A 26,395-nucleotide genomic window follows, 5' to 3' on the forward strand; every position below is an offset into this window, starting at 1 on the left:
AGATTGTCTGATAAATTGTTAAAGAGCAGTTGCGACGCGCTTTAGCGCTCTGTCGCGAGGTGGCGTATATTACGCTTTCCTCTTTCAGAGTCAACCCTCATTTTCAGGTTTTTCTCTTCAACCGAACAGGCTGTTTGCGTGAAGTGATTCACATCCGCCGTGTCGATGGAGGCGCATTATAGGGATCCCATTTTTTAGCACAAGTATTTTTTGGATCTTTTTTTCTGAATGCTTGTTTTTCACTCCTTTCGCTACATTCCTGCGCAATTTGGCTGATTTTTGATAGCTAAACCACTTGCACAGTCTCAATAATCCAACCAAAGTCTTCATTACTGCTCTATTTTCGTTGAGGTAAGTATGTCTGATGTACTGCGTCCTTATAAGGATCTTTTCCCACAGATCGGAAATCGCGTAATGATCGACACCAGCAGTGTCGTCATTGGTGATGCCCGTTTGGCTGATGATGTCGGAATTTGGCCACTGGTCGCCATTCGTGGCGACGTTAACTATGTACAAATTGGTGCCCGTACAAACATTCAGGACGGCAGCGTTCTCCATGTCACACATAAGTCCACTTCTAATCCGCAGGGTAATCCATTGATCGTGGGTGAGGATGTGACGGTCGGTCACAAGGTCATGCTACACGGCTGCATCATTGGCAACCGAGTATTAGTCGGCATGGGTTCGATTCTGCTGGATGGCGTAGTCGTAGAAGACGACGTTATGATTGGGGCTGGGAGCCTGGTTCCCCAAAACAAACGCCTGGAAAGCGGGTATCTGTACCTGGGAAGCCCGGTTAAACAAATCCGTCCATTAAGCGATGAAGAGAAAGCAGGCTTACAATATTCAGCTAACAACTATGTTAAGTGGAAAGATGAATATTTAAGTCAGAGTAACCACACCCAACCTTGAGCATCTTCCTGCTGGGCCTGGATCAATCCTTCAGCTTCTTCTTCCAGATCCCAGCGATGCTGTTGAAAGATTTCCAACCAATGTTCAGGCGTGTCGCCGCCAAAGCGGGACGCCAGCATCTCTCCAGATATGGCACATGTTAACTGCATACCATGAACCATCGCCGGAAACACAACGGCGTTGACATCCGTGCGCCATTCTTCTCGATCGGGAAACTGGATCGCCTGATTCATGCCGACAATTCCTGCTGCATGCTTTTAATGACGGGTTCAATCTGCGGCAAAACCCCATGCCAGAGTAAAACGGCGTGCGCTGCTTGCCCCACCAGCATACCCAGGCCATCAGCATATTGTTTCGCCCCATGTTCGGCACACCAGGAGAGGAACGGTGTATCTCCTTTCTGATAAAACATGTCATAACAATAGACAGATGAGTGAATAAGAGATTTCGGAATAGCCGGGATCTCACCGCTAATTCCGCTGGATGTCGCGTTAATAATCAAATCAAAACTGTAATTATCAAGCTCGTCCATTCCTACCGCCTGTACGCTGCCGGTATGGGAGAAGATTTGTGCCAGCTCTTCAGCGCGCGAAGCGGTACGGTTAACAATAGTCACCGCACAATCCATAGAAAGAAGAGGTAATAAAACTCCACGGGATGCACCACCCGCACCAATCAGCAGAACTCGCGATCCGGGACGAATGAAAGATAAACGCTCAAGATCGCTCAACAAGCCGATACCATCCGTGTTGTCTCCCAGTAAACGCCCATCCTCCAGCCGTTTAAGGGTGTTGACCGCTCCAGCAAGCGATGCCCGCTCCGTTAGTTCATCGGCACGTGCAAATGCCTCTTCTTTAAAAGGCACGGTGACATTTGCCCCCTTCCCGCCCTCAGCAAAAAAAGCGTTCAGGGTATTCACAAAATCATTGATGGGTGCCAATACACGCCCGTAGGAGTGATCAATCTTCAGCTGCTCTGCAAATTGCTGATGAATAAAGGGCGATTTACTGTGCGCTATCGGATTACCAAAAACAGCATAGGCTTCTTTCATATTACCCCTGTCGAAACTGTTCACCTGTCAGAGCATCACGGATCTCCGAAGGATTCAAACGCCCCCCGGTCTCCCCTTCAACCACGGGAAAGTCTGTACCGAACTGTGCGCGAACTTCCTCTACCGTTCTGCAAGGCGGTAAGCCACTCAAATTAGCACTGGTAGAAACTAACGGTTTGCCATAAGCCTGGCACAACGCAACCACCAGCGGGTGATCGGTGACGCGAACAGCCAGAGAATCAAAGCGCCCGGTCAACCAGCGTGGCGTTGTCGCAAGCGCTGGGAAAACGAAGGTAACAGGACCAGGCCAACGGGCGAAAACAGCGTCACGTTGAGCATCGGTGAGCATGCTATCGTCGATATATGGTTTAAGTTGTTCAAAGTTTGACGCGATTAAAATTAACCCTTTATCGACCGGACGTTGTTTTAGCGCCAACAAACGGGTTACAGCCGTTTCGCTATCGGGGTCGCAGCCGACACCAAATACAGCTTCAGTTGGATAGGCGATGACTTTTTCTTGTTTCAGAACCGCTATCGCCGCAGCGATAGCGTCTGTGGGCAGGCTATTATTCACTTTTTTATTCCGCCGAAATCGGCTTTCCACATTGTTTACTGGCACAGAAATGCTTCACACCCTGCGCGGTTTTCTTTTCGATGAGAAGCGGATAATGACACTCAGGACATTCTCCGGCTAACGGTTTGAAGTTAATGACAAACTGGCACTCCGGATAGCGATCGCAGGAGTAAAAGGTTTTGCCATAACGGGAACGCCGCTGGACAAGATGACCAGTCTGGCATTGAGGACAGACTATTGCTGTTTCATCAGGCTTGTCGATGAGCTCGGTGTGATCGCACGCAGGATAGTCACTGCATCCAATAAACATACCGAATCGTCCCTGTCTCAGCACCAGCTCAGCGCCACATGCAGGACAAAGCTTACCCTCCAGAACTTTGACAACATGTCCGTCCGCGGAAGATTTCAGCGGACGGATGTAATCGCATTCTGGATAGTGTGAACAACCGAGAAACGGACCGTGTTTCCCGGAACGAATAACCAGTTCAGCCCCGCATTGTGGGCAGGGCTCGTTTTTACGCACCGTGAACAGTGCTGATTTAGCCATAACAACTCATACTGAATGAAGATTGATTAATGCAGCATACCTTCATTCACTTCAAAGAGTAATTCTTCCATTTGCTGATAGGCATTTTCACAACCTGGAATGTTGAATAGCACCATCAGAATCACCCACTTCAGGTCTTCCAGATCGAACTCTGCCGTATCTAGCGCGAGTACGCGCTCAATAACCATTTCTCGCGTTTCGAGGTTTAGCACCTGAATCTGCTCCAGGAATAGCAGGAATCCTCTACAGCTTGCATCCAGTCGATCGCACTCTTCTGCAGTATAAATACGTATAGAAAGAGGGTCCGATGCCAGCTGCATAGGTTCAGCAAGACCATCCTGATAGTCAGCAAGCTTCTCCAGCCAAAGTAACGCGTTGTAAATGTCTTCACGATCAAAACCAGCGTCGGTAAGATCCCGTTCCAGTTTGTCCTGATCCACACGCAGCTCAGCTTCGTTATGGATATATGTCTCAAACAAATACATTAGTACGTCGAACATGGCATGCCCTCCTCAATCGGACATAGCCGCCGGGTACAGCTGCGATCCACCCTGCTAACTCCAGTTCGAGCAGTTGAGCCACTACCTCTGGCACAGGTTGGCCGGCACGTTCAGCGACGACGTCAACAGGTGTTACCTCATCTCCTACGTTAGCCAGGAGCTCCGGAAATGGCAATGCCACCTCTTCGTGATCTGGCGAATAAATTGATTTTTCAGGTTCATCTGGCAACCATTGCAGCCCATATTGCAAATTTTCAAGAATTTCCTCTGGTGTCGTCACAAGCATGGCTCCCTGCTGAATAAGCCAATGCGGGCCTTCACTTCCCGGGCTCCCAATCGGCCCAGGTAAAGCAAACACCTCCCGCCCTTGTTCAATTGCACAGCGAGCAGTAACCAGCGACCCGCTACGCTGTGCAGCTTCGACAACCAGTACACCTTTACTTAGACCACTGATAATACGATTTCGTCGGGGAAAATTGCGCGGCAAAGGGAGCATATCTAATGGGAACTCAGACACCAGTGCGCCCCCAGCCTCAATAAGTCGCTCCGCAAGACGGATATGCTGCCGTGGATGAATGGTCTCAAGTCCATTTCCCAGCACCGCAATACTTGTGCCTTGTCGGTTTATCGCAGCATTGTGCGCCACGCCATCAATCCCCCGGGCCAGACCGCTGGTGATCGTCACCCCACATGCAGCAAGCTTTTCACAAAACAACCGTCCCCAGCGTTCGCCATACCATGAATGTTGTCGACTACCGACAACGGCAACTTGAAATGAGTGGAGGCATGCGGGAGCTCCTGCAACAAAAAGCACCCCAGGATAATCCTCAATCGCACGGAGCTGTGGCGGATAATGCTCGCTGTCGGCAACCACAAAATGGTGGTTAGGCTGTTCAAGCCAGCGCAGCGTTTTTTCCAGCGTCAGATCTGAAAAGGTTAAAAAGCGTCTTGCCTGGCGTGGAGAGAATCCTGCCTGCAAAAGTACCGCGTTGTTAATGCACGGTTGAGTATTGAGCCAGTGAGCAACGCGCACTATCTCATCACCATACAGTTCATTCACTTGCGCTAAACGTAGCCAAATTTCGATTTGGGTCATCCCTGTTCCCCTGCCACAAGCAGTCCTGGCAATCTTTGCGATTGGTCACTGATGCTGTCAATCAGAGGGGGTTTTGTCTAGAATAGAGGTAATAATCTTTTCAACTCCTGAACACAACTCTGGATAACTATGTCAGTTTTGCAAGTGTTACATATTCCGGACGAGCGGCTTCGCAAAGTCGCAAAACCGGTTGAAGAAGTGAATGCAGAAATTCAGCGTATCGTTGATGATATGTTCGAAACGATGTACGCCGAAGAAGGTATCGGTCTGGCAGCAACACAGGTCGATATTCATCAGCGCATCATTGTTATTGATGTCTCTGAAAATCGCGATGAGCAGTTGGTACTCATTAACCCAGAACTGCTGGAAAAAGACGGCGAAACCGGCATTGAAGAAGGCTGTCTGTCTATTCCTGAACAGCGTGCGTTAGTACCGCGTGCAGAGAAAGTAAAAATTCGTGCGCTCGATCGCGACGGCAAATCTTTTGAACTGGAAGCCGATGGCCTGCTCGCTATCTGCATTCAACATGAAATGGATCACCTGGTCGGTAAACTATTTATCGATTATCTGTCTCCGTTGAAGCAACAACGCATTCGTCAGAAAGTTGAAAAACTCGACCGCCTGAACGCCCGAGCTTAAGGACAAGGATCAACGTGTCAGACTCACTACGTATTATTTTTGCGGGTACACCTGACTTTGCAGCGCGTCATCTCGACGCGCTGCTGTCTTCTGGACATAACGTCGTTGGCGTGTTTACCCAACCGGACCGCCCGGCGGGACGCGGTAAAAAGCTGATGCCCAGCCCGGTAAAAGTGCTGGCAGAAGAAAAAGGGATACCGGTCTTTCAACCCGTCTCTCTTCGCCCTCAGGAAAACCAGCAGTTGGTTGCTGATTTACACGCAGACGTGATGGTGGTGGTGGCATATGGCCTGATTCTGCCAAAAGCCGTACTGGAAATGCCGCGCCTGGGTTGTATCAACGTTCACGGTTCCCTGCTTCCGCGCTGGCGGGGTGCAGCACCGATCCAGCGCTCACTGTGGGCAGGCGACGCCGAAACCGGTGTTACCATCATGCAGATGGATGTTGGCCTCGACACCGGTGATATGCTGCTGAAGCTGTCCTGCCCAATTACGGCAGAAGATACCAGCGGTTCGTTATATGACAAGCTGGCAGACCTGGGGCCTCAGGGGCTGATTGAAACGCTAAAACAGCTGGCTGCCGGTACAATAAAACCGGTGGTACAAGACGAATCACTGGTTACGCATGCAGAAAAACTCAGCAAAGAAGAGGCCCGTATCGACTGGTCGCTTTCGGCTGTTCAATTGGAACGCTGCATCCGCGCCTTTAACCCGTGGCCAATGAGCTGGCTTGAAATCGATGGTCAGCCAGTGAAAGTCTGGCAAGCTTCGGTTATTGCTGTAAACACCCAGGCCGAGCCAGGCACCATTCTAGAGGCAACAAAGCAGGGTATCCAGGTCGCAACAGGCGACGGCATTCTGAATCTTATCTCTTTGCAGCCTGCCGGTAAAAAAGCCATGAGCGCGCAGGATCTGCTTAATTCGCGCCGGGAGTGGTTCGTGCCCGGAAACCGTCTGGCCTGACGGTTCATCTCTTTAAGCCCGGTGTCTCCGGGCATTTTTATTTTTGCGCTTATGAAAAAACATCTTAATTTACGCAGTATGACGGCCCAGGCCGTCGAACAGGTTGTCGAGAAAGGACAATCACTAAGTAACGTGCTGCCCGCCATGCAGCAAAAAGTTGCCGATAAAGACAAAGCACTGTTACAGGAACTTTGCTTCGGCGTATTGCGTACACTCTCTCAACTGGAGTGGATGATCCAGCAACTGATGGAACGTCCAATGACGGGCAAACAGCGCACCGTTCACTACCTGATCATGGTGGGCTTCTACCAACTGTTGCATACTCGTATTCCAGCACACGCTGCCTTAGCTGAGACCGTAGAAGGCGCGGTCGTTATTAAGCGTCCACAGCTGAAAGGGCTGATCAACGGCGTACTGCGCCAGTTTCAACGCCGTCAGGATGAACTGCTGGCCGAGTTTGCGCAAAGCGATTTGCGCTTCTTACACCCCTCCTGGCTGGTGAAACGTATTAAGAGTGCGTATCCGCAGCAGTGGGAAGCCATTCTTGAAGCCAATAACCAGCGACCGCCGATGTGGCTACGAGTCAATCGTAATCACCATACTCGCGACGCCTGGCTAGACCTGCTTACCGAAGCGGGTTTGACAGGTTTCCCGCATCCAGACTACCCGGATGCAGTGCGTCTGGAAACACCGGCTCCAGTTCACGCCCTCCCTGGTTTTGACGAAGGTTGGGTCACCGTTCAGGATGCTTCCGCTCAAGGATGCGTAAATTATCTGTTGCCGGAGGACGGTGAACAGATCCTCGACCTGTGCTGTGCGCCGGGCGGTAAAACCACTCACATTCTGGAAGTTGCTCCGCTAGCTAACGTCATGGCCGTCGATGTGGATGAAAAACGCTTATCGCGCGTTTACGACAATCTGAAACGTCTGGGCATGAAGGCAACCGTAAAACAGGGGGATGGCCGCTATCCACAGCAGTGGTGCGGTGAACAACAGTTTGACCGTATTTTGCTGGACGCTCCATGTTCTGCTACCGGGGTGATCCGTCGCCATCCGGATATCAAATGGCTGCGCCGCGACCGGGATATTGCCGAACTTGCCCAATTGCAGGCTGAGATCCTGAATGCTACCTGGTCACATCTTAAATCTGGCGGCACGCTGGTGTATGCAACGTGCTCTATCCTGCCAGAAGAGAACCAACAGCAAATTGCCGCCTTCCTGGCACGCACACCGGATGCGGTATTAAGCGAAACCGGTACGCCGGAAAAACCCGGACGTCAGAATTTACCGGGTGCGGAAGATGGCGATGGCTTCTTTTACGCTAAGCTAATCAAAAAGTGATGAGATAACGGGTCGCGACTGATGAAAATTATCATTCTGGGCGCAGGGCAAGTTGGCGGTACGCTGGCTGAAAACCTGGTCGGAGAAAACAACGATATCACGGTAGTCGATACCAATGGTGAACGCCTGCGCAGCCTGCAGGACAAGTTTGATCTCCGTGTCGTGCAAGGGCATGGTTCGCATCCCCGTGTATTGCGTGAAGCCGGTGCCGACGATGCCGATATGCTGGTTGCCGTAACCAGCTCAGATGAAACAAATATGGTTGCCTGCCAGGTAGCTTATTCACTGTTTAATACGCCTAATCGCATCGCCCGTATTCGTTCACCAGATTACGTTCGCGATGCCGACAAGCTGTTCCAATCCGATGCGGTGCCAATCGATCACCTGATTGCGCCTGAGCAACTGGTTATCGATAGCATTTATCGCCTGATTGAATATCCGGGCGCATTGCAGGTGGTGAATTTTGCCGAAGGTAAAGTCAGTCTGGCAGTAGTAAAAGCCTATTACGGCGGGCCGCTTATCGGTAATGCGCTGTCAACAATGCGTGAGCATATGCCGCACATCGATACCCGCGTTGCGGCGATTTTCCGTCATGACCGACCGATCCGTCCGCAAGGTTCTACGATCGTTGAAGCGGGTGATGAAGTCTTCTTTATTGCGGCATCACAGCATATACGCGCCGTAATGAGCGAACTGCAGCGTCTGGAAAAGCCGTACAAACGCATTATGTTAGTGGGTGGCGGTAATATCGGCGCTGGTCTGGCACGTCGTCTGGAAAAAGATTACAGCGTCAAACTGATCGAACGTAATCAACAACGCGCATCCGAACTTGCAGAGAAACTACAAAATACGATCGTCTTTTTTGGTGATGCTTCGGATCAAGAGTTACTGGCCGAAGAACATATCGATCAGGTCGATCTGTTCATCGCAGTGACCAACGATGATGAAGCAAATATCATGTCGGCGATGCTTGCCAAACGGATGGGCGCCAAGAAAGTAATGGTGTTGATCCAGCGCAGAGCATACGTCGATCTGGTGCAAGGCAGCGTGATCGATATTGCGATTTCACCGCAGCAGGCGACCATCTCCGCGCTGCTGAGCCACGTGCGTAAAGCTGATATTGTTGGCGTTTCTTCACTTCGCCGTGGCGTCGCGGAAGCCATTGAAGCCGTCGCACACGGGGATGAAACGACGTCGAGAGTTGTAGGGCGTTCAATTGATGAAATTAAACTTCCGCCCGGAACCATTATTGGCGCCGTTGTACGTGGTAACGATGTCATGATTGCCAACGATAACCTGCGCATTGAGCAGGGCGATCACGTAATTATGTTCCTGACAGATAAAAAGTTTATTACCGACGTCGAGCGACTATTCCAGCCAAGTCCTTTCTTCCTGTAATAATTTGGGCGCTAATACAGCGCCCTTTTTATTTCCCTTTATTTTTCATGGTCTAATAAATTTTCCTTTCGGCAATACATAAATGGAAATTGCCTAAACATTTGTTAAACTTATAAACGTCAGCTGCATAGGGAGAATAAAATGAGCATTATTAAAGAGTTTCGCGAATTCGCGATGCGCGGGAATGTTGTCGATTTGGCAGTGGGTGTCATTATTGGTGCGGCATTCGGTAAGATTGTTTCATCACTGGTTGCCGATATCATTATGCCGCCGCTGGGGCTGTTAATTGGTGGAATTGATTTTAAACAGTTTGCTTTAACGCTACGTGATGCACAGGGAGACATCCCTGCCGTGGTCATGCATTACGGTGTATTTATTCAGAATGTATTCGATTTCATTATTGTTGCGTTTGCTATCTTTATGGCAATCAAACTGATCAACAAACTGAACCGTAAAAAAGCGGAAGAGCCGGCAGCACCGCCAGCTCCATCGAAAGAAGAAGTATTGCTAAGTGAAATTCGTGACCTGCTGAAAGAACAGAATAACCGCTCTTAAGCACTCACTGAAACAAGAAGGCCAGTGGTAAAAAAGTTAATTACTTTCTTGCCACTGGCCTCCCAGTTACCCCGATTGCCATGTTTGCCTTTTCGCAGATAACTTCCTTTCCCTTTCTTATTTTTCTCAACGCGCTGTCTGAACAGTGGGTCATGCAGAAGCGCCTCAATGGCGTTGTCCTTTATCTGCCCTTTGGTGTGCTGATAACGACTCATACTATCTCCAGTTTGTAGTAATTTACGCCGCGAGTGTAGACCTGGCAGTTCAAGAAATCAACAGCCTGATGTTGTTCCGCTGGCGCCTTGCTCAAGAGCTTCAAGAATAGAGCAGTACACGCTGCTGTGTGCCTTGCCGCAGCATGCATCATTCAATCGCTGCAGTGACCGCTGCATCGTCTGAAGTTCAGCAATGCGGGCTTCGACTTCTTGCAGTCTTTCCTGGACGATCCCTTTTGATTCCTGACAAGTATGGTGTTCGGGATCAACCCGGATCGAAAGCAATTCACGGATCGACTCCAGAGTGAAACCTAGCTGCCGGGCATAACGAATAAACTTCAAGCGCTGAAGATCGCTTTCTGTATAGAGGCGAAATCCACCTTCAGTACGCACTTCATGCTCCATCATCTGCTGCTTTTCATAGTAGCGGATAGTATCCGGCGTCACGTCAGCCAGTTTCGCTATTTCACCAATTCGGTACATGCTCTCTCCGCTATTCATCGTTGATCTTTTTTAGCAGCTTATCTGCGTAGTCACCGCGCAAAAACTCGGTGCTGAGTCCAGCCTGCCGAAGTTTAAGTTCCAGTAGCGACAGTCTTCGGCTCACCTCAGGATAACTGGGATCATCTTTGCGGATCCCCGCGAGTATTTCAAGCAGCTGTATTGCCTCTCTGCGTTGCTCGAGCTCAGGAGGAAGGCAACCTGCATTTTTTAATAAACGGTATCCGGCTCGGAGTTCAGGCGGGACATGGGTGTCATCGTCAAGAGTCAGCGGTTCGCCCGTTCCCGGTAAATCATCAAACTCGCCTTTAGACTGTGCATCAATAATATGGCGCTCTGCCCACTGGTCAAGTAACCACATACAACACTCCAGGGGATGAACAAAAAGAGTACAGATATTGTAGATAAGTGGGGATATGACGGATATAAAAAAACCCGCCGAGGCGGGTTTTTTTACGTTACTACAGATTACTCTGCAGCAGCTTCTGTTTTCTCTGAACGATCAACCAGCTCGATGTATGCCATCGGCGCGTTGTCGCCTGCACGGAAACCACACTTCAGAATGCGAGTGTAACCACCGGCGCGGCTCGCAAAACGCGGGCCCAGTTCGTTAAACAGTTTTGCCACGATCTCGTTATCACGAGTACGGGCGAATGCCAGACGACGATTAGCTACGCTATCAGTCTTGGCAAGAGTAATCAGCGGCTCAACTACGCGACGCAGCTCTTTCGCTTTCGGCAGAGTCGTCTTGATGATTTCATGACGAACCAGTGAACCTGCCATATTGCGGAACATAGCCTGGCGATGGCTGCTGTTGCGGTTCAGTTGACGACCACTCTTACGATGGCGCATGACCTTATCCTTCTCAGTAAAACCTTAACCTGTGATCCGGTTACTCGTCAGCGATGCTTGCCGGTGGCCAGTTTTCCAGGCGCATGCCCAGAGACAGTCCACGGGAAGCCAGCACGTCTTTAATCTCGGTAAGAGATTTTTTACCAAGGTTAGGCGTCTTAAGAAGCTCAACCTCAGTACGCTGTACCAGATCACCGATATAGTGGATAGCTTCTGCTTTGAGGCAGTTAGCAGAGCGGACAGTCAATTCCAGATCGTCAACAGGGCGCAGCAGGATCGGATCGAATTCTGGTTTCTCTTCTTTAACTTCCGGCTGACGTACATCACGTAAATCAACGAAAGCTTCCAGTTGTTCAGCCAGAATGGTTGCCGCACGACGAATCGCCTCTTCAGGATCGATTGTGCCGTTGGTTTCCATTTCGATGACCAGCTTATCCAGGTCGGTACGCTGTTCTACACGCGCTGCTTCAACATTGTAGGCAATACGCTCTACAGGGCTGTAGCATGCGTCGACCAGCAGACGGCCGATTGGGCGCTCATCTTCTTCCGAATGAATTCGGGTAGAAGCCGGCACATAACCACGACCGCGCTGAACTTTGATACGCATGCTAATAGATGCATTCTCATCGGTCAGGTGGCAGATCACGTGCTGTGGCTTGACGATTTCGACATCACCATCATGGGTAATGTCGGCTGCAGTCACAGGGCCAATGCCAGATTTATTCAAGGTAAGAATAACGTCATCTTTACCCTGAACTCTCACCGCCAGCCCTTTCAGGTTGAGCAGGATTTCCAGGATATCTTCCTGAACGCCTTCTTTGGTGCTGTACTCATGTAGTACACCATCAATCTCAACCTCGGTCACCGCGCAACCCGGCATCGATGAGAGCAGAATACGGCGCAGTGCGTTACCCAAAGTATGGCCAAAGCCACGCTCTAAAGGCTCAAGGGTCACCTTGGCGTGCGTCGAACTCACTTGCTCGATATCTACCAGGCGCGGTTTTAGAAACTCTGTCACAGAACCCTGCATTGTGTCCTCTCTTTGGTACTAAGCTTTACTTGGAGTAAAGCTCGACGATCAGGTGTTCGTTAATGTCCGCAGACAGATCAGAACGCTCCGGCTTACGCTTGAACGTACCTTCCATCTTGCCAGCATCAACTTCCAGCCAGGTTGGCTTTTCACGCTGCTCAGCCAGCTCCAGAGCGGCTTTCACGCGAGACTGCTTCTTCGCTTTCTCACGAATGCTAACAACGTCATTCGGACTAACCTGATAAGAAGCGATGTTAACAACACGACCGTTTACCATAATTGCTTTATGGCTGACCAGCTGACGTGCTTCTGCACGAGTGGCACCGAAGCCCATACGGTATACAACGTTGTCCAGACGACCTTCCAGCAGACCCAACAGGTTTTCACCGGTGTTGCCTTTCAGACGTGCTGCTTCTTTGTAGTAGTTACGGAACTGACGCTCCAGCACACCGTAGATACGGCGAACTTTTTGCTTTTCACGCAACTGCACACCATAGTCAGACAGACGCGGTTTACGCGCACCGTGCTGGCCAGGAGCTTGTTCAATTTTACACTTGGTATCGATCGCGCGAACGCCAGACTTAAGGAATAAGTCAGTGCCCTCACGACGGCTCAGCTTGAGCTTAGGACCCAAATATCTTGCCATTTTCTTTCTCCAACAATCCTAGAAACGACAGCGTTATACGCGACGTTTTTTCGGCGGACGACAACCGTTATGAGGGATCGGAGTCACATCAGTAATATTAGTGATGCGGAAACCAGCGGCGTTCAGAGCACGAACAGTAGATTCGCGACCTGGACCCGGTCCTTTGACCATAACTTCCAGATTCTTGATACCGTATTCTTTTACGGCTTCAGCGCAACGCTCTGCTGCAACCTGAGCTGCAAACGGAGTGGATTTGCGAGAACCACGGAAACCGGAACCACCGGCTGTTGCCCAACCCAGTGCGTTACCCTGACGATCAGTAATGGTAACGATGGTGTTGTTAAAAGAAGCATGGATATGAGCCACGCCGTCAGAGACTTGTTTTCTTACACGTTTACGTGCACGAATTGGTGCCTTTGCCATTATTCAATCACCCCGATTATTTCTTGATCGGTTTGCGCGGACCCTTACGGGTACGTGCGTTGGTCTTGGTACGCTGACCGCGAACCGGGAGACCACGACGATGACGCAAACCGCGATAGCAACCAAGGTCCATAAGGCGCTTGATGCTCATGCTAACTTCACGGCGCAGATCACCTTCAACGACAAATTTGGCAACTTCGTCACGCAGCGTGTCGATTTGTTCTTCAGACAGCTCACTGATCTTAACATCTTCAGCGATACCCGCGGCAGCCAGAATGGCTTTAGAACGGGTCTTGCCGACGCCGTAGATCGAAGTTAATGCGATCACAGCATGTTTCTGATCAGGAATGTTAATGCCTGCTATACGGGCCACTATGCACTCCTACTATTTAATATGTACGCACCATGCTGAAAAGCCCGTTTTCAGGATACTCAAATGGAAACGCACAGACATACAAAAGATTGGCTGGCTAATCTAGCCAGCTCAACCCAACTTTGCAAGAAAAATATGCGAATAAATCAGCCTTGGCGCTGTTTATGCTTCGGCTCGGCACTGCAAATCACACGGATGACACCATCACGCTTAACGATTTTGCAGTTACGGCATAATTTCTTGACGGAAGCACGAACTTTCATTTTTACTCTCCGTAACTTCTCGGGCGACTGTTAACGGCCGTAGCCTTTCAGATTCGCCTTCTTCAATGCAGACTCGTACTGACTTGACATCATCAGAGTTTGCACTTGAGCCATAAAGTCCATAATCACGACAACAACGATAAGCAGTGAGGTCCCACCGAAGTAGAACGGTACTTTCATTGCATCACGCATGAACTCCGGGATCAGGCAGATAAAGGTAATGTAGAGCGCACCAACCAAAGTCAGGCGGGTCATTACTTTATCGATATACTTCGCCGTTTGCTCTCCCGGACGAATTCCTGGTACAAATGCACCGGACTTCTTCAGGTTATCTGCTGTTTCACGCGGGTTGAAAACCAACGCCGTGTAGAAGAAACAGAAGAATATGATTGCAGACGCATAGAGTAACACATAAAGCGGTTGCCCAGGCTGCAAATACAGCGAAATTGTTGTCAGCCAGTTCCAACCAGTCCCGCCCCCGAACCATGACGCGATGGTCGCCGGGAACAGAATAATACTGGAAGCGAAGATTGCCGGGATTACCCCCGCCATATTCACTTTCAGCGGTAAATGTGTGCTCTGTGCAGCATAGACACGACGACCTTGCTGACGTTTTGCGTAGTTTACCACAATACGGCGTTGACCACGCTCAACAAATACAACAAAGAACGTCACTGCGAATACTAATACTGCAACCAACAGCAACACGAGGAAGTGCAGGTCGCCTTGACGCGCTTGCTCGATAGTATGGGCAATGGCTGGCGGGAGTCCCGCGACAATACCGGCGAAGATAATGATTGAGATACCGTTGCCGATACCACGTTCAGTAATCTGTTCGCCCAACCACATCAGGAACATTGTCCCTGTAACCAGACTTACAACAGCGGTGAAATAGAATGCAAAGCCTGGGTTCATCACCAGGCCCTGCATACCAGGCATATTCGGCAGACCGGTAGCAATACCGATCGACTGGAATATTGCCAGCACCAGAGTACCGTAGCGGGTGTACTGGCTGATCTTACGACGACCAGACTCCCCTTCTTTCTTAATTTCTGCCAGCGTTGGATGAACCACCGTCAGCAGCTGGATAATGATCGACGCCGAAATATACGGCATGATCCCCAGAGCAAAGATAGAAGCACGGCTGAGAGCACCACCAGAGAACATGTTAAACATTTCAATGATGGTGCCTCGCTGTTGCTCAAGCAGTTTGGCAAGTACAGCGGCATCAATACCAGGGATCGGAATGAAAGAGCCAATACGGAACACAATCAGCGCGCCGATTACAAACAGCAGTCTGCGTTTCAGTTCGCCTAAGCCACCTTTGGCACTTTGAAAATCTAATCCCGGTTGTTTAGCCATCTGCTACTTATTCCTCGATTTTACCGCCAGCAGCTTCGATAGCAGCACGAGCGCCTTTAGTAACACGCAGGCCACGAACAGTTACCGGAGTAGTGACTTCACCAGCCAGGATCACTTTCGCGAACTCGATCTGGATACCGATAATGTTAGCTGCTTTCAGCGTGTTCAGGTCTACAACACCGCCTTCAACTTTAGCCAGGTCAGACAGACGAACTTCGGCTGTAATCGCTGCTTTACGTGAAGTGAAGCCGAATTTCGGCAGACGACGGTACAGAGGCATCTGACCACCCTCGAAACCGCGACGTACGCCACCGCCAGAACGAGACTTCTGACCTTTGTGACCACGACCACCGGTTTTACCGAGGCCAGAACCGATACCACGACCCAGGCGGCGAGCCGCTTTTTTAGAGCCTTCGGCCGGAGACAGAGTATTTAAACGCATCTCTTACTCCTCAACTTTAACCATGAAGGAAACCGCGTTGACCATACCACGAACAGCAGGAGTATCCTCGCGCTCTACGGTGTGACCAATACGACGCAGACCCAGGCCAAGCAGCGTTGCCTTGTGTTTCGGCAGACGACCGATTGCACTGCGGGTTTGAGTAATTTTAATAGTCTTTGCCATGGTTTATTTCCCCAGAATTTCTTCAACGGATTTACCACGCTTGGCAGCGACCATTTCCGGAGATTTCATATTTTCCAGGCCATCGATAGTTGCACGCACCACGTTAATCGGGTTAGTGGAACCATACGCTTTAGCCAGAACGTTACGAACTCCAGCGACTTCCAGAACGGCGCGCATTGCACCACCGGCGATGATACCGGTACCTTCGGAAGCCGGCTGCATGAATACACGAGAACCCGTGTGAGTACCCTTAACCGGGTGCTGCAGGGTGCCGTGGTTCAGCGCGACGTTAATCATATTGCGACGGGCTTTTTCCATCGCTTTCTGGATCGCTGCTGGAACTTCACGCGCTTTACCGTAACCAAAACCAACGCGACCGTTACCATCACCAACTACAGTCAGAGCTGTGAAGGAGAAAATACGACCACCTTTAACGGTTTTAGATACGCGGTTAACCGCGATCAGCTTTTCCTGCAGTTCGCCAGCTTGTTTTTCGATGTGAGCCATCTTACACCTCTACCTTAGAACTGAAGGCCAGCTTCACGGGCAGCATCTGCCAGTGCCTGGACACGACCATGATATTGGAACCCGGAACGGTCAAAAGAAACATCTTTGATGCCTTTTTCCAGAGCGCGTTCAGCAACAGCTTTACCTACAGCTGCAGCAGCGTCTTTGTTACCGGTGTACTTCAATTGTTCAGCGATAGCTTTTTCTACAGTAGAAGCAGCTACCAGAACTTCAGAACCGTTCGGTGCAATTACCTGTGCGTAAATATGACGCGGGGTACGATGTACCACCAGGCGAGTTGCACCCAGCTCCTGGAGCTTGCGGCGTGCGCGGGTCGCACGACGGATACGAGCAGATTTCTTATCCATAGTGTTACCTTACTTCTTCTTAGCCTCTTTGGTACGCACGACTTCGTCGGCGTAACGAACACCCTTGCCTTTATAAGGCTCAGGACGACGGTAGGCGCGCAGATCTGCTGCAACCTGACCGATCAGCTGTTTATCAGCGCCTTTCAGCACGATTTCAGTCTGAGACGGACATTCTGCAGTGATTCCCGCAGGCAGCTGATGGTCAACTGGGTGAGAGAAACCTAAAGCCAGGTTTACTACATTCCCTTTAACCGCTGCACGATAACCTACACCAACCAGCTGAAGCTTCTTAGTGAAGCCTTCGGTAACACCGACAACCATTGCATTCAGCAGGGCACGCGCGGTACCAGCCTGAGCCCATCCATCTGCGTAACCATCACGCGGACCGAAGGTCAGTGCATTATCTGCATGATTTACTGCAACAGCATCGTTGAGAGTACGAGTCAGCTCGCCGTTTTTACCTTTGATCGTAATAACCTGACCGTTGATTTTTACATCAACGCCGGCAGGAATAACGACCGGTGCTTTAGCAACACGAGACATTTTTTCCTCCGATTAGGCTACGTAGCAGATAATTTCGCCACCAAGACCAGCCTGGCGCGCTGCACGATCAGTCATAACACCTTTAGAGGTAGAAACAACTGCGATACCCATGCCAGCCATAACTTTCGGCAGCTCGTCTTTACGCTTATAAATGCGCAGACCTGGGCGACTGACACGCTGAATGCTTTCTACAACAGCTTTACCCTGGAAATACTTGAGAGTAAGTTCCAGTTCCGGCTTGGTGTCGCCTTCAACTTTAAAATCTTCAATAAAACCTTCTTCCTTCAGCACGTTGGCAATTGCCACTTTCAGCTTGGAGGAAGGCATGGTGACCGCAGCTTTATTCGCGGCCTGACCGTTACGGATACGGGTCAGCATATCCGCGATCGGATCTTGCATGCTCATCTGTCTTTACTCCCGTGATTCAATTGGTAATTACCAGCTAGCCTTTTTCAAGCCTGGTACTTCACCGCGCATGGCGGCTTCACGCAGTTTGATACGGCTCAACCCGAACTTGCCCACATAGCCATGCGGACGACCTGTTTGACGGCAGCGGTTACGCTGACGGGACGGGCTGGAATCACGCGGCAGAGACTGCAGCTTGAGAACTGCGTTCCAACGATCTTCGTCGGTCGCGTTCACATCAGAGATAATAGCTTTCAGTTCAGCGCGTTTTGCGAAGTACTTATCAGCTAAAGCTACGCGCTTTACTTCGCGTGCTTTCATTGATTGCTTAGCCATTCAGTAACCCTACCTTACTTGCGGAACGGGAAGTCAAAGGCAGCCAGCAGAGCACGGCCTTCTTCATCAGATTTCGCAGTAGTGGTAATGGTAATATCCAAACCACGCACGCGGTCGACTTTATCGTAGTCGATTTCTGGGAAGATGATCTGCTCACGGACACCCATGCTGTAGTTACCACGACCGTCGAAAGACTTAGCGGACAAGCCACGGAAGTCACGGATACGTGGAACAGCAATAGTGATCAGGCGCTCAAAGAACTCCCACATGCGTTCGCCACGCAGAGTTACTTTACAGCCGATCGGATAGCCCTGACGGATTTTGAAGCCTGCAACTGATTTGCGTGCTTTGGTGATCAGCGGTTTTTGACCGGAGATTGCTGTCAGGTCAGCTGCTGCGTTATCCAGCAGTTTCTTGTCAGCGATCGCTTCACCAACACCCATGTTCAGGGTGATCTTCTCGACCCGAGGGACTTGCATGACAGAATTGTAGTTAAACTCAGTCATGAGTTTAGCGACTACTTCGTCTTTGTAGTAATCATGCAGTTTCGCCATCGTACTACTCCAAATTACTTGATAGTTTCGCTGTTAGATTTGAAGAAACGGACTTTTTTGCCGTCTTCGAATCTAAAGCCTACACGGTCAGCCTTGCCGGTTGCCGCGTTGAAGATAGCAAGGTTAGAGATCTGAATAGCTGCTTCTTTCTCTACGATGCCGCCTGGTTGGTTCAGGGCCGGAACCGGCTTCTGATGTTTCTTAACCAGGTTGATACCTTCAACAATGACCTTGCCGGAAGACAGGACATTCTTAACTTTACCGCGTTTACCTTTATCTTTACCGGTTAACACGATAACTTCGTCATCACGACGGATCTTCGCTGCCATGATTCGCTCCTTAGAGTACTTCTGGTGCCAGAGAGATAATTTTCATGAACTTCTCGTTACGAAGTTCACGAGTTACCGGCCCAAAAATACGCGTACCGATAGGTTGCTCGCTGTTATTGTTTAAAATAACGCATGCATTACCATCGAAGCGAATGACAGAACCGTCCGGGCGACGAACACCCTTCTTGGTGCGCACCACTACCGCCTTCAGCACATCACCTTTTTTGACCTTACCACGCGGAATTGCTTCCTTGATGGTGATCTTGATGATATCGCCGACGCCTGCGTAGCGACGGTGCGAGCCACCCAGAACCTTGATACACATTACGCGACGTGCACCGGAGTTGTCGGCGACGTTCAGCATAGTCTGTTCTTGGATCATTTTAGTGCTCCGCTAATGTCAACTACTACTGAGACCCGAAAATCAGGTCGTTAAAAAAGCCCCATATCGGGGGCGCGGCATTATAACACCGCTTCAACGATATGGGTAGAAAAAATAAACGGCTCATCGCTGAGCCGTTTATTCGTTGAGAATGCCTACTGTATTACAGAACGGCTTTCTCTACAACGCGAACCAGCGTCCAGGACTTAGTCTTGGACAGCGGACGGCATTCGCGGATTTCAACCACGTCACCAGTACCGCATTCGTTGTTCTCGTCATGTACGTGCAGTTTGGTCGTACGCTTAATGAATTTACCGTAGATCGGGTGTTTCACAAAACGTTCGATAGCAACAACGATGGATTTCTCCATTTTATCGCTAACAACGCGACCTTGCAGAGTACGGATTTTATCGGTCATTACGCACCCGCCTTCTCAGTCAGTAAAGTCTTAACGCGTGCGACGTCACGACGCACTTGCTTCAACAGGTGAGACTGTTGCAGCTGGCCACTTGCAGCCTGCATACGCAGGTTGAACTGCTCACGCAGCAGATTCAGCAGCTCGGTGTTCAGCTCTTCAACACTCTTCTCACGCAGCTCTTTTGCTTTCATTACATCACCGTCTTAGTTACAAAGGTGGTTTTAATCGGCAGTTTCGCTGCTGCCAGCTTGAATGCTTCACGGGCCAGCTCTTCCGGTACGCCGTCCATTTCATACAGGACTTTACCCGGCTGAATCAAGGCAACCCAATACTCCACGTTACCTTTACCTTTACCCATACGCACTGCCAGCGGCTTTTCAGTGATCGGTTTGTCCGGGAATACACGGATCCAGATCTTACCTTGACGCTTAACTGCACGGGTCATAGCACGACGTGCTGCTTCGATCTGACGGGCAGTCAGACGACCACGGCCAACAGCTTTCAGACCGAAGCTGCCGAAGCTAACATCCGCGCCAGCAGCCAGACCGCGGTTACGGCCTTTGTGCATTTTACGGAATTTTGTACGCTTTGGTTGTAACATCAGCGACGCTCCTTATTTACGGCCTTTACGCTGCTGCTTTTTAGGTTGCGCAGCCGGTTTTTCCGGTTGTTCAACAGCAGCCATACCACCCAGGATCTCGCCTTTGAAGATCCACACTTTAACGCCGATTACACCGTAAGTGGTGTGCGCTTCAGAGGTGTTGTAGTCGATGTCAGCACGCAGAGTGTGCAGAGGTACGCGACCTTCGCGGTACCATTCGGTACGTGCGATTTCCGCGCCGCCCAGACGGCCGCTAACTTCAACTTTGATACCTTTAGCGCCCAGACGCATTGCGTTCTGTACAGCACGCTTCATAGCACGACGGAACATAACACGACGTTCCAGCTGAGAAGTGATGCTGTCAGCAACCAATTTTGCGTCCAGTTCAGGCTTACGCACTTCGGCGATATTGATCTGAGCAGGAACGCCAGCAATATCCGCTACGACTTTGCGCAGTTTTTCTACGTCTTCGCCTTTCTTACCGATAACGATACCCGGGCGAGCGGTGTGAATGGTCACACGGATGCTCTTAGCCGGACGCTCGATAACGATACGAGATACAGACGCTTTAGCCAGTTCCTTAGTCAGGTACTGACGTACTTTAAAATCGCTGTCCAGGTTGTCAGCGAATTCTTTGGTGTTCGCAAACCAGGTTGAGTTCCATGGTTTTACAATACCCAGGCGAATACCATTAGGATGTACTTTCTGACCCATTGCTAGTCTCCAGAGTCTCAGCGATCGGACACAACCACAGTAATGTGGCTGGTGCGCTTCAGGATGCGATCTGCACGACCTTTTGCACGCGGCATAATGCGCTTCATGCTCGGGCCTTCGTCTACGAAAATTTTCGTAACTTTCAGATCGTCAATGTCAGCGCCATCGTTGTGTTCAGCGTTAGCAATGGCAGATTCCAGGACTTTCTTAACCAGTACAGCCGCTTTCTTATTGGTGTAGGTCAGAATATCCAGAGCCTGCGACACTTTCTTACCGCGAATCAGGTCTGCAACAAGGCGAACCTTCTGAGCAGAAGAACGAGCATGGCGATGTTGAGCTAAAGTTTCCATCTCTTCCTCCTACCTTATTTCTTCTTCGCTTTTTTATCAGCAGCGTGGCCGCGATAAGTACGAGTCGGTGCGAATTCACCCAGTTTGTGACCGACCATTTCGTCGGAAACAAATACCGGAACGTGCTGACGACCATTATGGACAGCGATGGTCAAACCGATCATGTTAGGAAAGATCGTTGAACGACGGGACCAAGTGCGCAGGGGCTTCTTGTCTCCGCTTTCCACCGCTTTCTCTACCTTCTTCAGCAAGTGCAGGTCAATAAAAGGACCTTTCTTGAGAGAACGTGGCATGGCTTATCCTCTAAAATTATTTGCTACGGCGACGTACGATGAATTTATCAGTACGCTTGTTGCTGCGGGTCTTCTTACCTTTGGTCTGAACGCCCCACGGAGTTACCGGGTGCTTACCAAAGTTACGACCTTCACCACCACCATGTGGGTGGTCGACTGGGTTCATCGCAGTACCGCGAACGGTAGGACGAACACCACGCCAGCGTGCAGCACCTGCTTTACCCAGAACGCGCAGCATATGCTCAGCATTGCCAACTTCGCCCAGAGTTGCACGGCAGTCTGCTTCGACTTTACGCATTTCACCAGAACGCAGACGCAGGGTGACATAAGCACCATCACGAGCAACGATCTGAACGTAAGTACCAGCGGAACGTGCCAGCTGACCGCCTTTACCTGGTTTCATTTCTACGTTATGAACGGTAGAACCAACCGGGATATTGCGCATCGGCAGGGTGTTACCTGCTTTGATTGCAGCATCAACGCCAGACTGAATCTGGTCGCCAGCTTTCAGGCCTTTAGGGGCCAGGATGTAACGGCGTTCACCGTCTTTGTACAGAACCAGCGCGATGTTCGCGGAGCGGTTCGGATCGTACTCAAGACGTTCAACAACTGCCGGGATACCGTCTTTGTTGCGTTTGAAGTCAACAATACGATAAGCCTGCTTGTGACCACCACCGATGTGACGAGTGGTGATGCGGCCATTGTTGTTACGACCACCGGATTTGCTGTTTTTTTCAACCAGCGGAGCAAAAGGTTTGCCCTTGTGCAGCTCTGGGTTGACCACTTTAACAACGTGGCGACGACCCGGAGATGTCGGTTTACATTTAACAACTGCCATTGTATTACTCCTCCGACTTACTCAGCGCCGCCGACGAAGTCCAGATTCTGGCCTTCCTTCAGGGTGACGTAAGCTTTTTTCCAGTCGCTACGACGACCGATACGCTGTCCGTGACGTTTAACTTTCCCTTTAACTACCAGGGTGTTAACGACTTCGACTTCGACTTCAAACAGTTTCTGCACAGCAGCTTTGATTTCTGCTTTGGTCGCGTCTTTAGCAACTTTGAGAACGATGGTGTTAGTTTTTTCCATCGCAGTAGACGCTTTTTCAGAAACGTGCGGTGCGCGCAGCACTTTCAGCAGACGTTCTTCACGAATCATGCCAGCATCTCCTCAACTTGCTTAACAGCATCAGCAGTCATTACGACTTTGTCGAAGGCGATCAGGCTAACCGGGTCGATACCAGTTGCATCGCGTACGTCAACCTTGTGCAGGTTGCGCGCAGCCAGGAACAGGTTTTCGTCCAGCTCACCGGTGATGATCAGCACATCTTCCAGAGCCATGTCTTTCAGTTTCTGTGCCAGCAGCTTAGTTTTAGGCGCTTCTACAGAGAATGATTCGACAACGATCAGACGATCCTGACGTACCAGTTCGGACAGAATGCTTTTCAGCGCGCCGCGGTACATCTTTTTGTTAACTTTTTGACTGTGGTCCTGTGGACGAGCAGCGAAGGTCACGCCACCTGAACGCCAGATCGGGCTCTTGATAGAACCTGAACGCGCACGGCCGGTACCTTTCTGGCGCCACGGCTTTTTGCCTGAACCAGTTACTTCAGCACGAGTCTTCTGAGCACGAGTACCCTGACGAGCACCAGCTGCATAAGCAACAACAACCTGGTGAACCAGCGCTTCGTTGAAATCACGACCGAAGGTAGTTTCGGAAACAGTCAGCGCGCTCTGCGCGTCTTTCAATACTAATTCCATTGCTATCCCCTTACGCCTTCACAGCTGGTTTAACGATCAGGTCGCAACCGGTCGCACCCGGAACACCACCTTTAACCAGCAGCAGGTTGCGCTCAGCGTCAACACGTACTACGTCCAGGCTCTGAACGGTTACACGTTCGTTGCCCAGCTGACCTGCCATTTTCTTGCCTTTGAACACTTTGCCCGGAGTCTGGTTCTGACCGATAGAACCCGGAACGCGGTGAGACAAGGAGTTACCGTGAGTAGCGTCCTGGGTACGGAAGTTCCAGCGCTTAACGGTACCAGCGAAACCTTTACCTTTAGAGGTACCGGTTACGTCAACTTTTTTAACGTCAGCAAACAGTTCAACGCTAATGTTCTGACCAACGGTGTATTCTTCACCATCTGCCAGACGGAATTCCCACAGGCCGCGGCCAGCTTCTACGCCAGCTTTAGCAAAGTGGCCAGCTTCCGGCTTAGTTACACGGTTAGCTTTTTTAGCACCGGTGGTAACCTGAACAGCGCGATAGCCATCGTTAGCCAGATCTTTAACCTGAGTAACGCGGTTTGCTTCAACTTCGATAACGGTTACTGGGATAGATACGCCATCTTCAGTGAAGATGCGGGTCATACCCACTTTTTTACCGACTAAACCAATCATTGTATCAACCTCTCAATCGCTCGATGACCTGATTAACCCAGGCTGATCTGCACGTCTACACCGGCAGCCAGGTCCAGACGCATCAGAGCATCAACGGTTTTTTCAGTTGGCTCAACGATGTCAACCAGACGCTTGTGAGTACGGATCTCGTACTGATCACGCGCGTCTTTGTTGACGTGCGGGGAGATCAGAACGGTGAAACGCTCTTTGCGGGTCGGCAGCGGGATCGGACCACGAACCTGCGCACCAGTGCGCTTGGCAGTCTCGACGATTTCCGCGGTTGATTGATCGATCAGACGATGATCAAACGCTTTCAAACGGATACGGATTCTTTGGTTCTGCATGAGACCAGAGCTCCAATTATTTTATAGACGAAATAGTTACTCCTCAAACCCATTACGATTGATGGGAGAGTGTAACCGTTCTTACAGAGTTCCCCGATTGGGAACATTGTCTGGTATTGCTTTCGCAGTACCGGTGGCTCATATCGAACCGCTGTCAATATTAGACAAGCCCGCGCATTATACGTAAATCTCAGTCTTAAGCAAGTGCCGCGTATAAATTAATCACTCGTTCACCAATGCGGCGCTCCTTCCACTCTGATTGTATGTCCTGTGGTGCAACGCGTTTTCCGTGGAAGAGAGCATCCATAACCCATATCCCAGGCTTGTAGGGCCGCCGGGTTTACCTGAAGGTAAACTCTTTACCAGATAAGGCTTGCCCATGTACATCGACCTCCCCTTTCTGTTGATTTATGTTTCGCTATCAGGGCTGCTCTTAGTCCATGACCTACGTACCGGGTTGCTGCCCGACAAATTTACCTGCCCTCTTTTGTGGGGCGGTCTTATTTATCATCAATGCTGCAGACCTGCACAGTTATCCGACGCGCTTTGGGGTGCTGTAGCGGGCTATGGGGTATTTGCTTTGTTCTACTGGGGGTATCGTTTGATATGCCGACAGGAAGGGTTAGGCTTTGGTGATGTCAAATTTCTTGCCGCGCTAGGCGCATGGCATTGCTGGGAATCATTACCACTTTTGGTTTTACTTGCCGCGGGTATGGCATGTTGCCTCACCGGGATTTCCTGCGTCCGTTACGGGAAACAGGTACTAAAAAACCCGCTGCCATTTGGGCCATATCTGGCGGCTGCGGGTTTTGTTATTGGCCTGGTAAGTATGATACAGGGCGGTTAGTCACTGACTTTAATTTGCGATTGCAGATAATTTTGTAAGCCAAGTTTTGCAATCAGGTCCAGCTCGGTTTCGAGCCAGTCAATATGCCCTTCTTCTTCAGTCAGGATCTCAATCATCATATCCCGGCTGACATAATCATGAACGCTATCGGCATAGGCAATGGCTTCACGTAAGTCTTTAGCACCATCGAGTTCGAGTCGAAGATCGGATTGCAGCATCTCTTCAACGTCTTCGCCAATACCCAACTTGCCAAGATCCTGCAAGTTCGGGATCCCTTCTAAGAATAAAATACGCTCGATATATTTATCAGCGTGTTTCATCTCATCGATAGATTCATGGTACTCAACATCATTGAGGCGAGTCAGTCCCCAGTTTTTAAACATACGAGCATGGAGAAAATACTGGTTGATCGCGACAAGCTCATTTCCCAATAGTTTATTGAGATAATTTATGATTTTAACATCACCTTTCATTTTATAGTCCCTCCGCTTCCACTCTTAGAGCGTAGATGGGGCTACAGGGATGTCAAAAAAAAGAGTGTGACTTAGGCGATCTCTTTAAATTCTGGCATTTGCGTTAATTCATCCTGCATGACTTCGCGGGCAGCACGAATGCACTTACCGCATTGATTTCCAACAGGAATAAATTTACGTAATTGCTGAAAAGACTGAGGATGAAACTGGCGAACAGCCTGACGTATTTTTTTATCACTTATCGCATTACACAAACAAACGTACATGATCGCTCCCGTTCAATTTCTGCGCAAAGTGTAAATGAGAATAGTTATGATTACAATAGCACAACGCGATTTACGCAGCGGGAGAATGAATAAAAAATGCGAATAAATATGACAACGACTAAATTGCAGGTAGCAAAAAGGGCGCCGAAGCGCCCTTTTTAAGCTCAAAGCTAATTAATCAATAATTAGCTCATTACTTTAGCAACAACGCCCGCACCAACAGTACGGCCGCCTTCACGGATTGCGAAACGCAGACCGTCATCCATCGCGATTGGGTGGATCAGGGTAACAACCATTTTGATGTTGTCGCCCGGCATTACCATCTCTACGCCTTCCGGCAGTTCGATGGTACCAGTCACGTCAGTAGTACGGAAGTAGAACTGCGGACGGTAGCCTTTGA

46 protein-coding genes and 1 pseudogene are annotated in these 26,395 nt (G+C 50.1%); 7 read left to right on the plus strand and 40 right to left on the minus strand.

What is annotated here, in order from left to right:
* The first annotated feature begins 357 nt into the window (after nucleotides 1–357).
* Nucleotides 358–912, plus strand: a complete 555-nt coding sequence (locus tag ACHHZ7_RS24010) for a gamma carbonic anhydrase family protein (RefSeq protein ID WP_003031171.1) — start codon at nucleotides 358–360, stop codon at nucleotides 910–912.
* On the opposite strand, the gene ACHHZ7_RS24015 is transcribed toward ACHHZ7_RS24010, so the two are convergent.
* From ACHHZ7_RS24015 to dprA, 6 genes are read right to left on the minus strand one after another with little or no spacing between them, the layout of a single operon-like run.
* Nucleotides 888–1,145 (minus strand): DUF1488 domain-containing protein, encoded by a 258-nt coding sequence (locus ACHHZ7_RS24015; protein WP_060682860.1) that lies wholly within the window; start codon nucleotides 1,143–1,145, stop codon nucleotides 888–890. The two genes, ACHHZ7_RS24010 and ACHHZ7_RS24015, sit on opposite strands and share 25 nt — an antisense overlap.
* The gene (aroE, locus tag ACHHZ7_RS24020) at nucleotides 1,142–1,963 is read right to left on the minus strand and encodes a shikimate dehydrogenase (protein ID WP_060682861.1); all 822 of its coding nucleotides are present in this window, start codon (nucleotides 1,961–1,963) and stop codon (nucleotides 1,142–1,144) included. Before aroE ends, ACHHZ7_RS24015 begins: the two co-directional genes overlap by 4 nt.
* 1 nt (nucleotide 1,964) lies before the next feature.
* The gene (gene tsaC / locus ACHHZ7_RS24025; RefSeq protein WP_008786283.1) at nucleotides 1,965–2,537 is read right to left on the minus strand and encodes an L-threonylcarbamoyladenylate synthase type 1 TsaC; all 573 of its coding nucleotides are present in this window, start codon (nucleotides 2,535–2,537) and stop codon (nucleotides 1,965–1,967) included.
* Nucleotides 2,538–2,541: 4 nt separating this feature from the next.
* Complete coding sequence (locus ACHHZ7_RS24030) at nucleotides 2,542–3,084, minus strand: type I DNA topoisomerase (protein ID WP_008786284.1); 543 nt, start codon at nucleotides 3,082–3,084, stop codon at nucleotides 2,542–2,544.
* Between the two features lie 26 nt (nucleotides 3,085–3,110).
* On the minus strand, nucleotides 3,111–3,584 hold the full coding sequence (gene smg / locus ACHHZ7_RS24035; RefSeq protein ID WP_003031162.1) for a DUF494 family protein Smg: 474 nt from the start codon (nucleotides 3,582–3,584) through the stop codon (nucleotides 3,111–3,113).
* Nucleotides 3,556–4,680: a DNA-protecting protein DprA gene (dprA, locus tag ACHHZ7_RS24040; protein WP_048215428.1), complete on the minus strand. Its 1,125-nt coding sequence runs from the start codon at nucleotides 4,678–4,680 to the stop codon at nucleotides 3,556–3,558. Before dprA ends, smg begins: the two co-directional genes overlap by 29 nt.
* A 129-nt stretch (nucleotides 4,681–4,809) precedes the next feature.
* Here dprA and def point away from each other — a divergent pair, with 129 nt between their 5' ends.
* The 5 genes from def to mscL all read left to right on the plus strand — a co-directional run bounded on the left by def (nucleotide 4,810) and on the right by mscL (nucleotide 9,575).
* Complete coding sequence (gene def / locus ACHHZ7_RS24045) at nucleotides 4,810–5,319, plus strand: peptide deformylase (protein WP_003828283.1); 510 nt, start codon at nucleotides 4,810–4,812, stop codon at nucleotides 5,317–5,319.
* 14 nt (nucleotides 5,320–5,333) lie between these two features.
* Entirely contained in the window at nucleotides 5,334–6,281 is a 948-nt protein-coding gene (gene fmt, locus ACHHZ7_RS24050) for a methionyl-tRNA formyltransferase (RefSeq protein WP_008786286.1), read from the plus strand.
* Between the two features lie 51 nt (nucleotides 6,282–6,332).
* Nucleotides 6,333–7,622 (plus strand): 16S rRNA (cytosine(967)-C(5))-methyltransferase RsmB, encoded by a 1,290-nt coding sequence (gene rsmB, locus ACHHZ7_RS24055; RefSeq protein ID WP_020996083.1) that lies wholly within the window; start codon nucleotides 6,333–6,335, stop codon nucleotides 7,620–7,622.
* Between the two features lie 21 nt (nucleotides 7,623–7,643).
* Nucleotides 7,644–9,020 carry a Trk system potassium transporter TrkA gene (gene trkA, locus ACHHZ7_RS24060; protein ID WP_003031153.1) on the plus strand — a complete coding sequence of 459 codons (1,377 nt, stop codon included), beginning with the start codon at nucleotides 7,644–7,646 and terminating at the stop codon, nucleotides 9,018–9,020.
* Between the two features lie 141 nt (nucleotides 9,021–9,161).
* Nucleotides 9,162–9,575, plus strand: coding sequence for a large-conductance mechanosensitive channel protein MscL (gene mscL / locus ACHHZ7_RS24065; protein ID WP_003031152.1), 414 nt, complete (start codon nucleotides 9,162–9,164; stop codon nucleotides 9,573–9,575).
* On the opposite strand, the gene arfA is transcribed toward mscL, so the two are convergent.
* The 31 genes from arfA to rpsJ form a co-directional block, all read right to left on the minus strand.
* Nucleotides 9,572–9,790: an alternative ribosome-rescue factor ArfA gene (arfA, locus tag ACHHZ7_RS24070; RefSeq protein ID WP_003828276.1), complete on the minus strand. Its 219-nt coding sequence runs from the start codon at nucleotides 9,788–9,790 to the stop codon at nucleotides 9,572–9,574. The genes mscL and arfA overlap by 4 nt on opposite strands.
* 57 nt (nucleotides 9,791–9,847) lie before the next feature.
* Complete coding sequence (zntR, locus tag ACHHZ7_RS24075) at nucleotides 9,848–10,273, minus strand: Zn(2+)-responsive transcriptional regulator (protein WP_003031145.1); 426 nt, start codon at nucleotides 10,271–10,273, stop codon at nucleotides 9,848–9,850.
* Between the two features lie 10 nt (nucleotides 10,274–10,283).
* Nucleotides 10,284–10,652, minus strand: coding sequence for a DUF1992 domain-containing protein (locus ACHHZ7_RS24080; RefSeq protein WP_061548305.1), 369 nt, complete (start codon nucleotides 10,650–10,652; stop codon nucleotides 10,284–10,286).
* 107 nt (nucleotides 10,653–10,759) lie between these two features.
* On the minus strand, nucleotides 10,760–11,143 hold the full coding sequence (rplQ, locus tag ACHHZ7_RS24085) for a 50S ribosomal protein L17 (protein WP_001216370.1): 384 nt from the start codon (nucleotides 11,141–11,143) through the stop codon (nucleotides 10,760–10,762).
* 40 nt (nucleotides 11,144–11,183) lie between these two features.
* The gene (locus ACHHZ7_RS24090; RefSeq protein ID WP_003031139.1) at nucleotides 11,184–12,173 is read right to left on the minus strand and encodes a DNA-directed RNA polymerase subunit alpha; all 990 of its coding nucleotides are present in this window, start codon (nucleotides 12,171–12,173) and stop codon (nucleotides 11,184–11,186) included.
* A gap of 25 nt (nucleotides 12,174–12,198) precedes the next feature.
* Nucleotides 12,199–12,819: a 30S ribosomal protein S4 gene (rpsD, locus tag ACHHZ7_RS24095; protein ID WP_003031138.1), complete on the minus strand. Its 621-nt coding sequence runs from the start codon at nucleotides 12,817–12,819 to the stop codon at nucleotides 12,199–12,201.
* A gap of 33 nt (nucleotides 12,820–12,852) precedes the next feature.
* Nucleotides 12,853–13,242 carry a 30S ribosomal protein S11 gene (rpsK, locus tag ACHHZ7_RS24100; RefSeq protein WP_003031137.1) on the minus strand — a complete coding sequence of 130 codons (390 nt, stop codon included), beginning with the start codon at nucleotides 13,240–13,242 and terminating at the stop codon, nucleotides 12,853–12,855.
* 16 nt (nucleotides 13,243–13,258) lie between these two features.
* Nucleotides 13,259–13,615 (minus strand): 30S ribosomal protein S13, encoded by a 357-nt coding sequence (gene rpsM, locus ACHHZ7_RS24105; protein ID WP_003031135.1) that lies wholly within the window; start codon nucleotides 13,613–13,615, stop codon nucleotides 13,259–13,261.
* Between the two features lie 146 nt (nucleotides 13,616–13,761).
* Nucleotides 13,762–13,878, minus strand: a complete 117-nt coding sequence (rpmJ, locus tag ACHHZ7_RS24110; RefSeq protein WP_000868187.1) for a 50S ribosomal protein L36 — start codon at nucleotides 13,876–13,878, stop codon at nucleotides 13,762–13,764.
* A 30-nt stretch (nucleotides 13,879–13,908) separates the two neighbouring features.
* The gene (gene secY, locus ACHHZ7_RS24115; protein ID WP_001118864.1) at nucleotides 13,909–15,240 is read right to left on the minus strand and encodes a preprotein translocase subunit SecY; all 1,332 of its coding nucleotides are present in this window, start codon (nucleotides 15,238–15,240) and stop codon (nucleotides 13,909–13,911) included.
* Between the two features lie 7 nt (nucleotides 15,241–15,247).
* Nucleotides 15,248–15,682 carry a 50S ribosomal protein L15 gene (gene rplO, locus ACHHZ7_RS24120; protein WP_003031132.1) on the minus strand — a complete coding sequence of 145 codons (435 nt, stop codon included), beginning with the start codon at nucleotides 15,680–15,682 and terminating at the stop codon, nucleotides 15,248–15,250.
* A gap of 3 nt (nucleotides 15,683–15,685) precedes the next feature.
* Entirely contained in the window at nucleotides 15,686–15,865 is a 180-nt protein-coding gene (gene rpmD, locus ACHHZ7_RS24125; RefSeq protein WP_001140434.1) for a 50S ribosomal protein L30, read from the minus strand.
* Between the two features lie 3 nt (nucleotides 15,866–15,868).
* Nucleotides 15,869–16,372 (minus strand): 30S ribosomal protein S5, encoded by a 504-nt coding sequence (rpsE, locus tag ACHHZ7_RS24130; RefSeq protein WP_003031131.1) that lies wholly within the window; start codon nucleotides 16,370–16,372, stop codon nucleotides 15,869–15,871.
* A gap of 14 nt (nucleotides 16,373–16,386) precedes the next feature.
* Nucleotides 16,387–16,740, minus strand: coding sequence for a 50S ribosomal protein L18 (gene rplR, locus ACHHZ7_RS24135; RefSeq protein WP_000358960.1), 354 nt, complete (start codon nucleotides 16,738–16,740; stop codon nucleotides 16,387–16,389).
* 9 nt (nucleotides 16,741–16,749) lie between these two features.
* Nucleotides 16,750–17,283, minus strand: a complete 534-nt coding sequence (rplF, locus tag ACHHZ7_RS24140; protein WP_003031129.1) for a 50S ribosomal protein L6 — start codon at nucleotides 17,281–17,283, stop codon at nucleotides 16,750–16,752.
* A gap of 12 nt (nucleotides 17,284–17,295) precedes the next feature.
* Nucleotides 17,296–17,688 (minus strand): 30S ribosomal protein S8, encoded by a 393-nt coding sequence (gene rpsH / locus ACHHZ7_RS24145; protein ID WP_003031127.1) that lies wholly within the window; start codon nucleotides 17,686–17,688, stop codon nucleotides 17,296–17,298.
* Nucleotides 17,689–17,718: 30 nt separating this feature from the next.
* Nucleotides 17,719–18,024 carry a 30S ribosomal protein S14 gene (gene rpsN / locus ACHHZ7_RS24150; RefSeq protein WP_003031125.1) on the minus strand — a complete coding sequence of 102 codons (306 nt, stop codon included), beginning with the start codon at nucleotides 18,022–18,024 and terminating at the stop codon, nucleotides 17,719–17,721.
* A gap of 14 nt (nucleotides 18,025–18,038) precedes the next feature.
* Complete coding sequence (gene rplE, locus ACHHZ7_RS24155; protein WP_003031123.1) at nucleotides 18,039–18,578, minus strand: 50S ribosomal protein L5; 540 nt, start codon at nucleotides 18,576–18,578, stop codon at nucleotides 18,039–18,041.
* A 14-nt stretch (nucleotides 18,579–18,592) separates the two neighbouring features.
* Complete coding sequence (gene rplX, locus ACHHZ7_RS24160) at nucleotides 18,593–18,907, minus strand: 50S ribosomal protein L24 (RefSeq protein ID WP_003031122.1); 315 nt, start codon at nucleotides 18,905–18,907, stop codon at nucleotides 18,593–18,595.
* Nucleotides 18,908–18,917: 10 nt separating this feature from the next.
* The gene (gene rplN, locus ACHHZ7_RS24165; RefSeq protein ID WP_000613954.1) at nucleotides 18,918–19,289 is read right to left on the minus strand and encodes a 50S ribosomal protein L14; all 372 of its coding nucleotides are present in this window, start codon (nucleotides 19,287–19,289) and stop codon (nucleotides 18,918–18,920) included.
* Nucleotides 19,290–19,452: 163 nt separating this feature from the next.
* A complete protein-coding gene (gene rpsQ / locus ACHHZ7_RS24170) occupies nucleotides 19,453–19,707 on the minus strand; it encodes a 30S ribosomal protein S17 (RefSeq protein WP_003031120.1) in 255 nt (84 codons plus the stop codon).
* Complete coding sequence (gene rpmC, locus ACHHZ7_RS24175) at nucleotides 19,707–19,898, minus strand: 50S ribosomal protein L29 (protein WP_000644742.1); 192 nt, start codon at nucleotides 19,896–19,898, stop codon at nucleotides 19,707–19,709. The genes rpsQ and rpmC overlap by 1 nt, the downstream gene beginning before the upstream one ends.
* Nucleotides 19,898–20,308, minus strand: coding sequence for a 50S ribosomal protein L16 (rplP, locus tag ACHHZ7_RS24180; protein WP_000941208.1), 411 nt, complete (start codon nucleotides 20,306–20,308; stop codon nucleotides 19,898–19,900). Before rplP ends, rpmC begins: the two co-directional genes overlap by 1 nt.
* 12 nt (nucleotides 20,309–20,320) lie before the next feature.
* Complete coding sequence (gene rpsC / locus ACHHZ7_RS24185; protein ID WP_000529945.1) at nucleotides 20,321–21,022, minus strand: 30S ribosomal protein S3; 702 nt, start codon at nucleotides 21,020–21,022, stop codon at nucleotides 20,321–20,323.
* A gap of 17 nt (nucleotides 21,023–21,039) precedes the next feature.
* Nucleotides 21,040–21,372 carry a 50S ribosomal protein L22 gene (gene rplV / locus ACHHZ7_RS24190; RefSeq protein ID WP_000448832.1) on the minus strand — a complete coding sequence of 111 codons (333 nt, stop codon included), beginning with the start codon at nucleotides 21,370–21,372 and terminating at the stop codon, nucleotides 21,040–21,042.
* A 14-nt stretch (nucleotides 21,373–21,386) separates the two neighbouring features.
* Nucleotides 21,387–21,665: a 30S ribosomal protein S19 gene (gene rpsS, locus ACHHZ7_RS24195; RefSeq protein WP_001138115.1), complete on the minus strand. Its 279-nt coding sequence runs from the start codon at nucleotides 21,663–21,665 to the stop codon at nucleotides 21,387–21,389.
* A 16-nt stretch (nucleotides 21,666–21,681) separates the two neighbouring features.
* Nucleotides 21,682–22,503 (minus strand): 50S ribosomal protein L2, encoded by an 822-nt coding sequence (rplB, locus tag ACHHZ7_RS24200; RefSeq protein WP_000301869.1) that lies wholly within the window; start codon nucleotides 22,501–22,503, stop codon nucleotides 21,682–21,684.
* Nucleotides 22,504–22,520: 17 nt separating this feature from the next.
* Nucleotides 22,521–22,823: a 50S ribosomal protein L23 gene (gene rplW / locus ACHHZ7_RS24205; RefSeq protein WP_000617546.1), complete on the minus strand. Its 303-nt coding sequence runs from the start codon at nucleotides 22,821–22,823 to the stop codon at nucleotides 22,521–22,523.
* Nucleotides 22,820–23,425 carry a 50S ribosomal protein L4 gene (rplD, locus tag ACHHZ7_RS24210; RefSeq protein ID WP_003031119.1) on the minus strand — a complete coding sequence of 202 codons (606 nt, stop codon included), beginning with the start codon at nucleotides 23,423–23,425 and terminating at the stop codon, nucleotides 22,820–22,822. The genes rplW and rplD overlap by 4 nt, the downstream gene beginning before the upstream one ends.
* A 10-nt stretch (nucleotides 23,426–23,435) precedes the next feature.
* Complete coding sequence (gene rplC, locus ACHHZ7_RS24215) at nucleotides 23,436–24,065, minus strand: 50S ribosomal protein L3 (protein ID WP_003031117.1); 630 nt, start codon at nucleotides 24,063–24,065, stop codon at nucleotides 23,436–23,438.
* Between the two features lie 32 nt (nucleotides 24,066–24,097).
* A complete protein-coding gene (gene rpsJ, locus ACHHZ7_RS24220; RefSeq protein ID WP_001181005.1) occupies nucleotides 24,098–24,409 on the minus strand; it encodes a 30S ribosomal protein S10 in 312 nt (103 codons plus the stop codon).
* A gap of 379 nt (nucleotides 24,410–24,788) precedes the next feature.
* Here rpsJ and ACHHZ7_RS24225 point away from each other — a divergent pair, with 379 nt between their 5' ends.
* Nucleotides 24,789–25,256 carry an A24 family peptidase gene (locus tag ACHHZ7_RS24225; RefSeq protein ID WP_057067314.1) on the plus strand — a complete coding sequence of 156 codons (468 nt, stop codon included), beginning with the start codon at nucleotides 24,789–24,791 and terminating at the stop codon, nucleotides 25,254–25,256.
* Here ACHHZ7_RS24225 and bfr read toward each other — a convergent pair.
* The 3 genes and pseudogenes from bfr to tuf form a co-directional block, all read right to left on the minus strand.
* The gene (gene bfr, locus ACHHZ7_RS24230; RefSeq protein ID WP_003827773.1) at nucleotides 25,253–25,729 is read right to left on the minus strand and encodes a bacterioferritin; all 477 of its coding nucleotides are present in this window, start codon (nucleotides 25,727–25,729) and stop codon (nucleotides 25,253–25,255) included. The genes ACHHZ7_RS24225 and bfr overlap by 4 nt on opposite strands.
* A gap of 71 nt (nucleotides 25,730–25,800) precedes the next feature.
* The gene (gene bfd, locus ACHHZ7_RS24235; protein WP_003031111.1) at nucleotides 25,801–25,995 is read right to left on the minus strand and encodes a bacterioferritin-associated ferredoxin; all 195 of its coding nucleotides are present in this window, start codon (nucleotides 25,993–25,995) and stop codon (nucleotides 25,801–25,803) included.
* Nucleotides 25,996–26,180: 185 nt separating this feature from the next.
* Nucleotides 26,181–26,395 (minus strand): annotated as a pseudogene (gene tuf / locus ACHHZ7_RS24240) (elongation factor Tu); the annotation flags it as partial.

It is taken from the genome of Citrobacter freundii complex sp. 2024EL-00216 (assembly GCF_043945515.1).
In the GTDB taxonomy this organism is placed as follows: domain Bacteria; phylum Pseudomonadota; class Gammaproteobacteria; order Enterobacterales; family Enterobacteriaceae; genus Citrobacter; species Citrobacter portucalensis.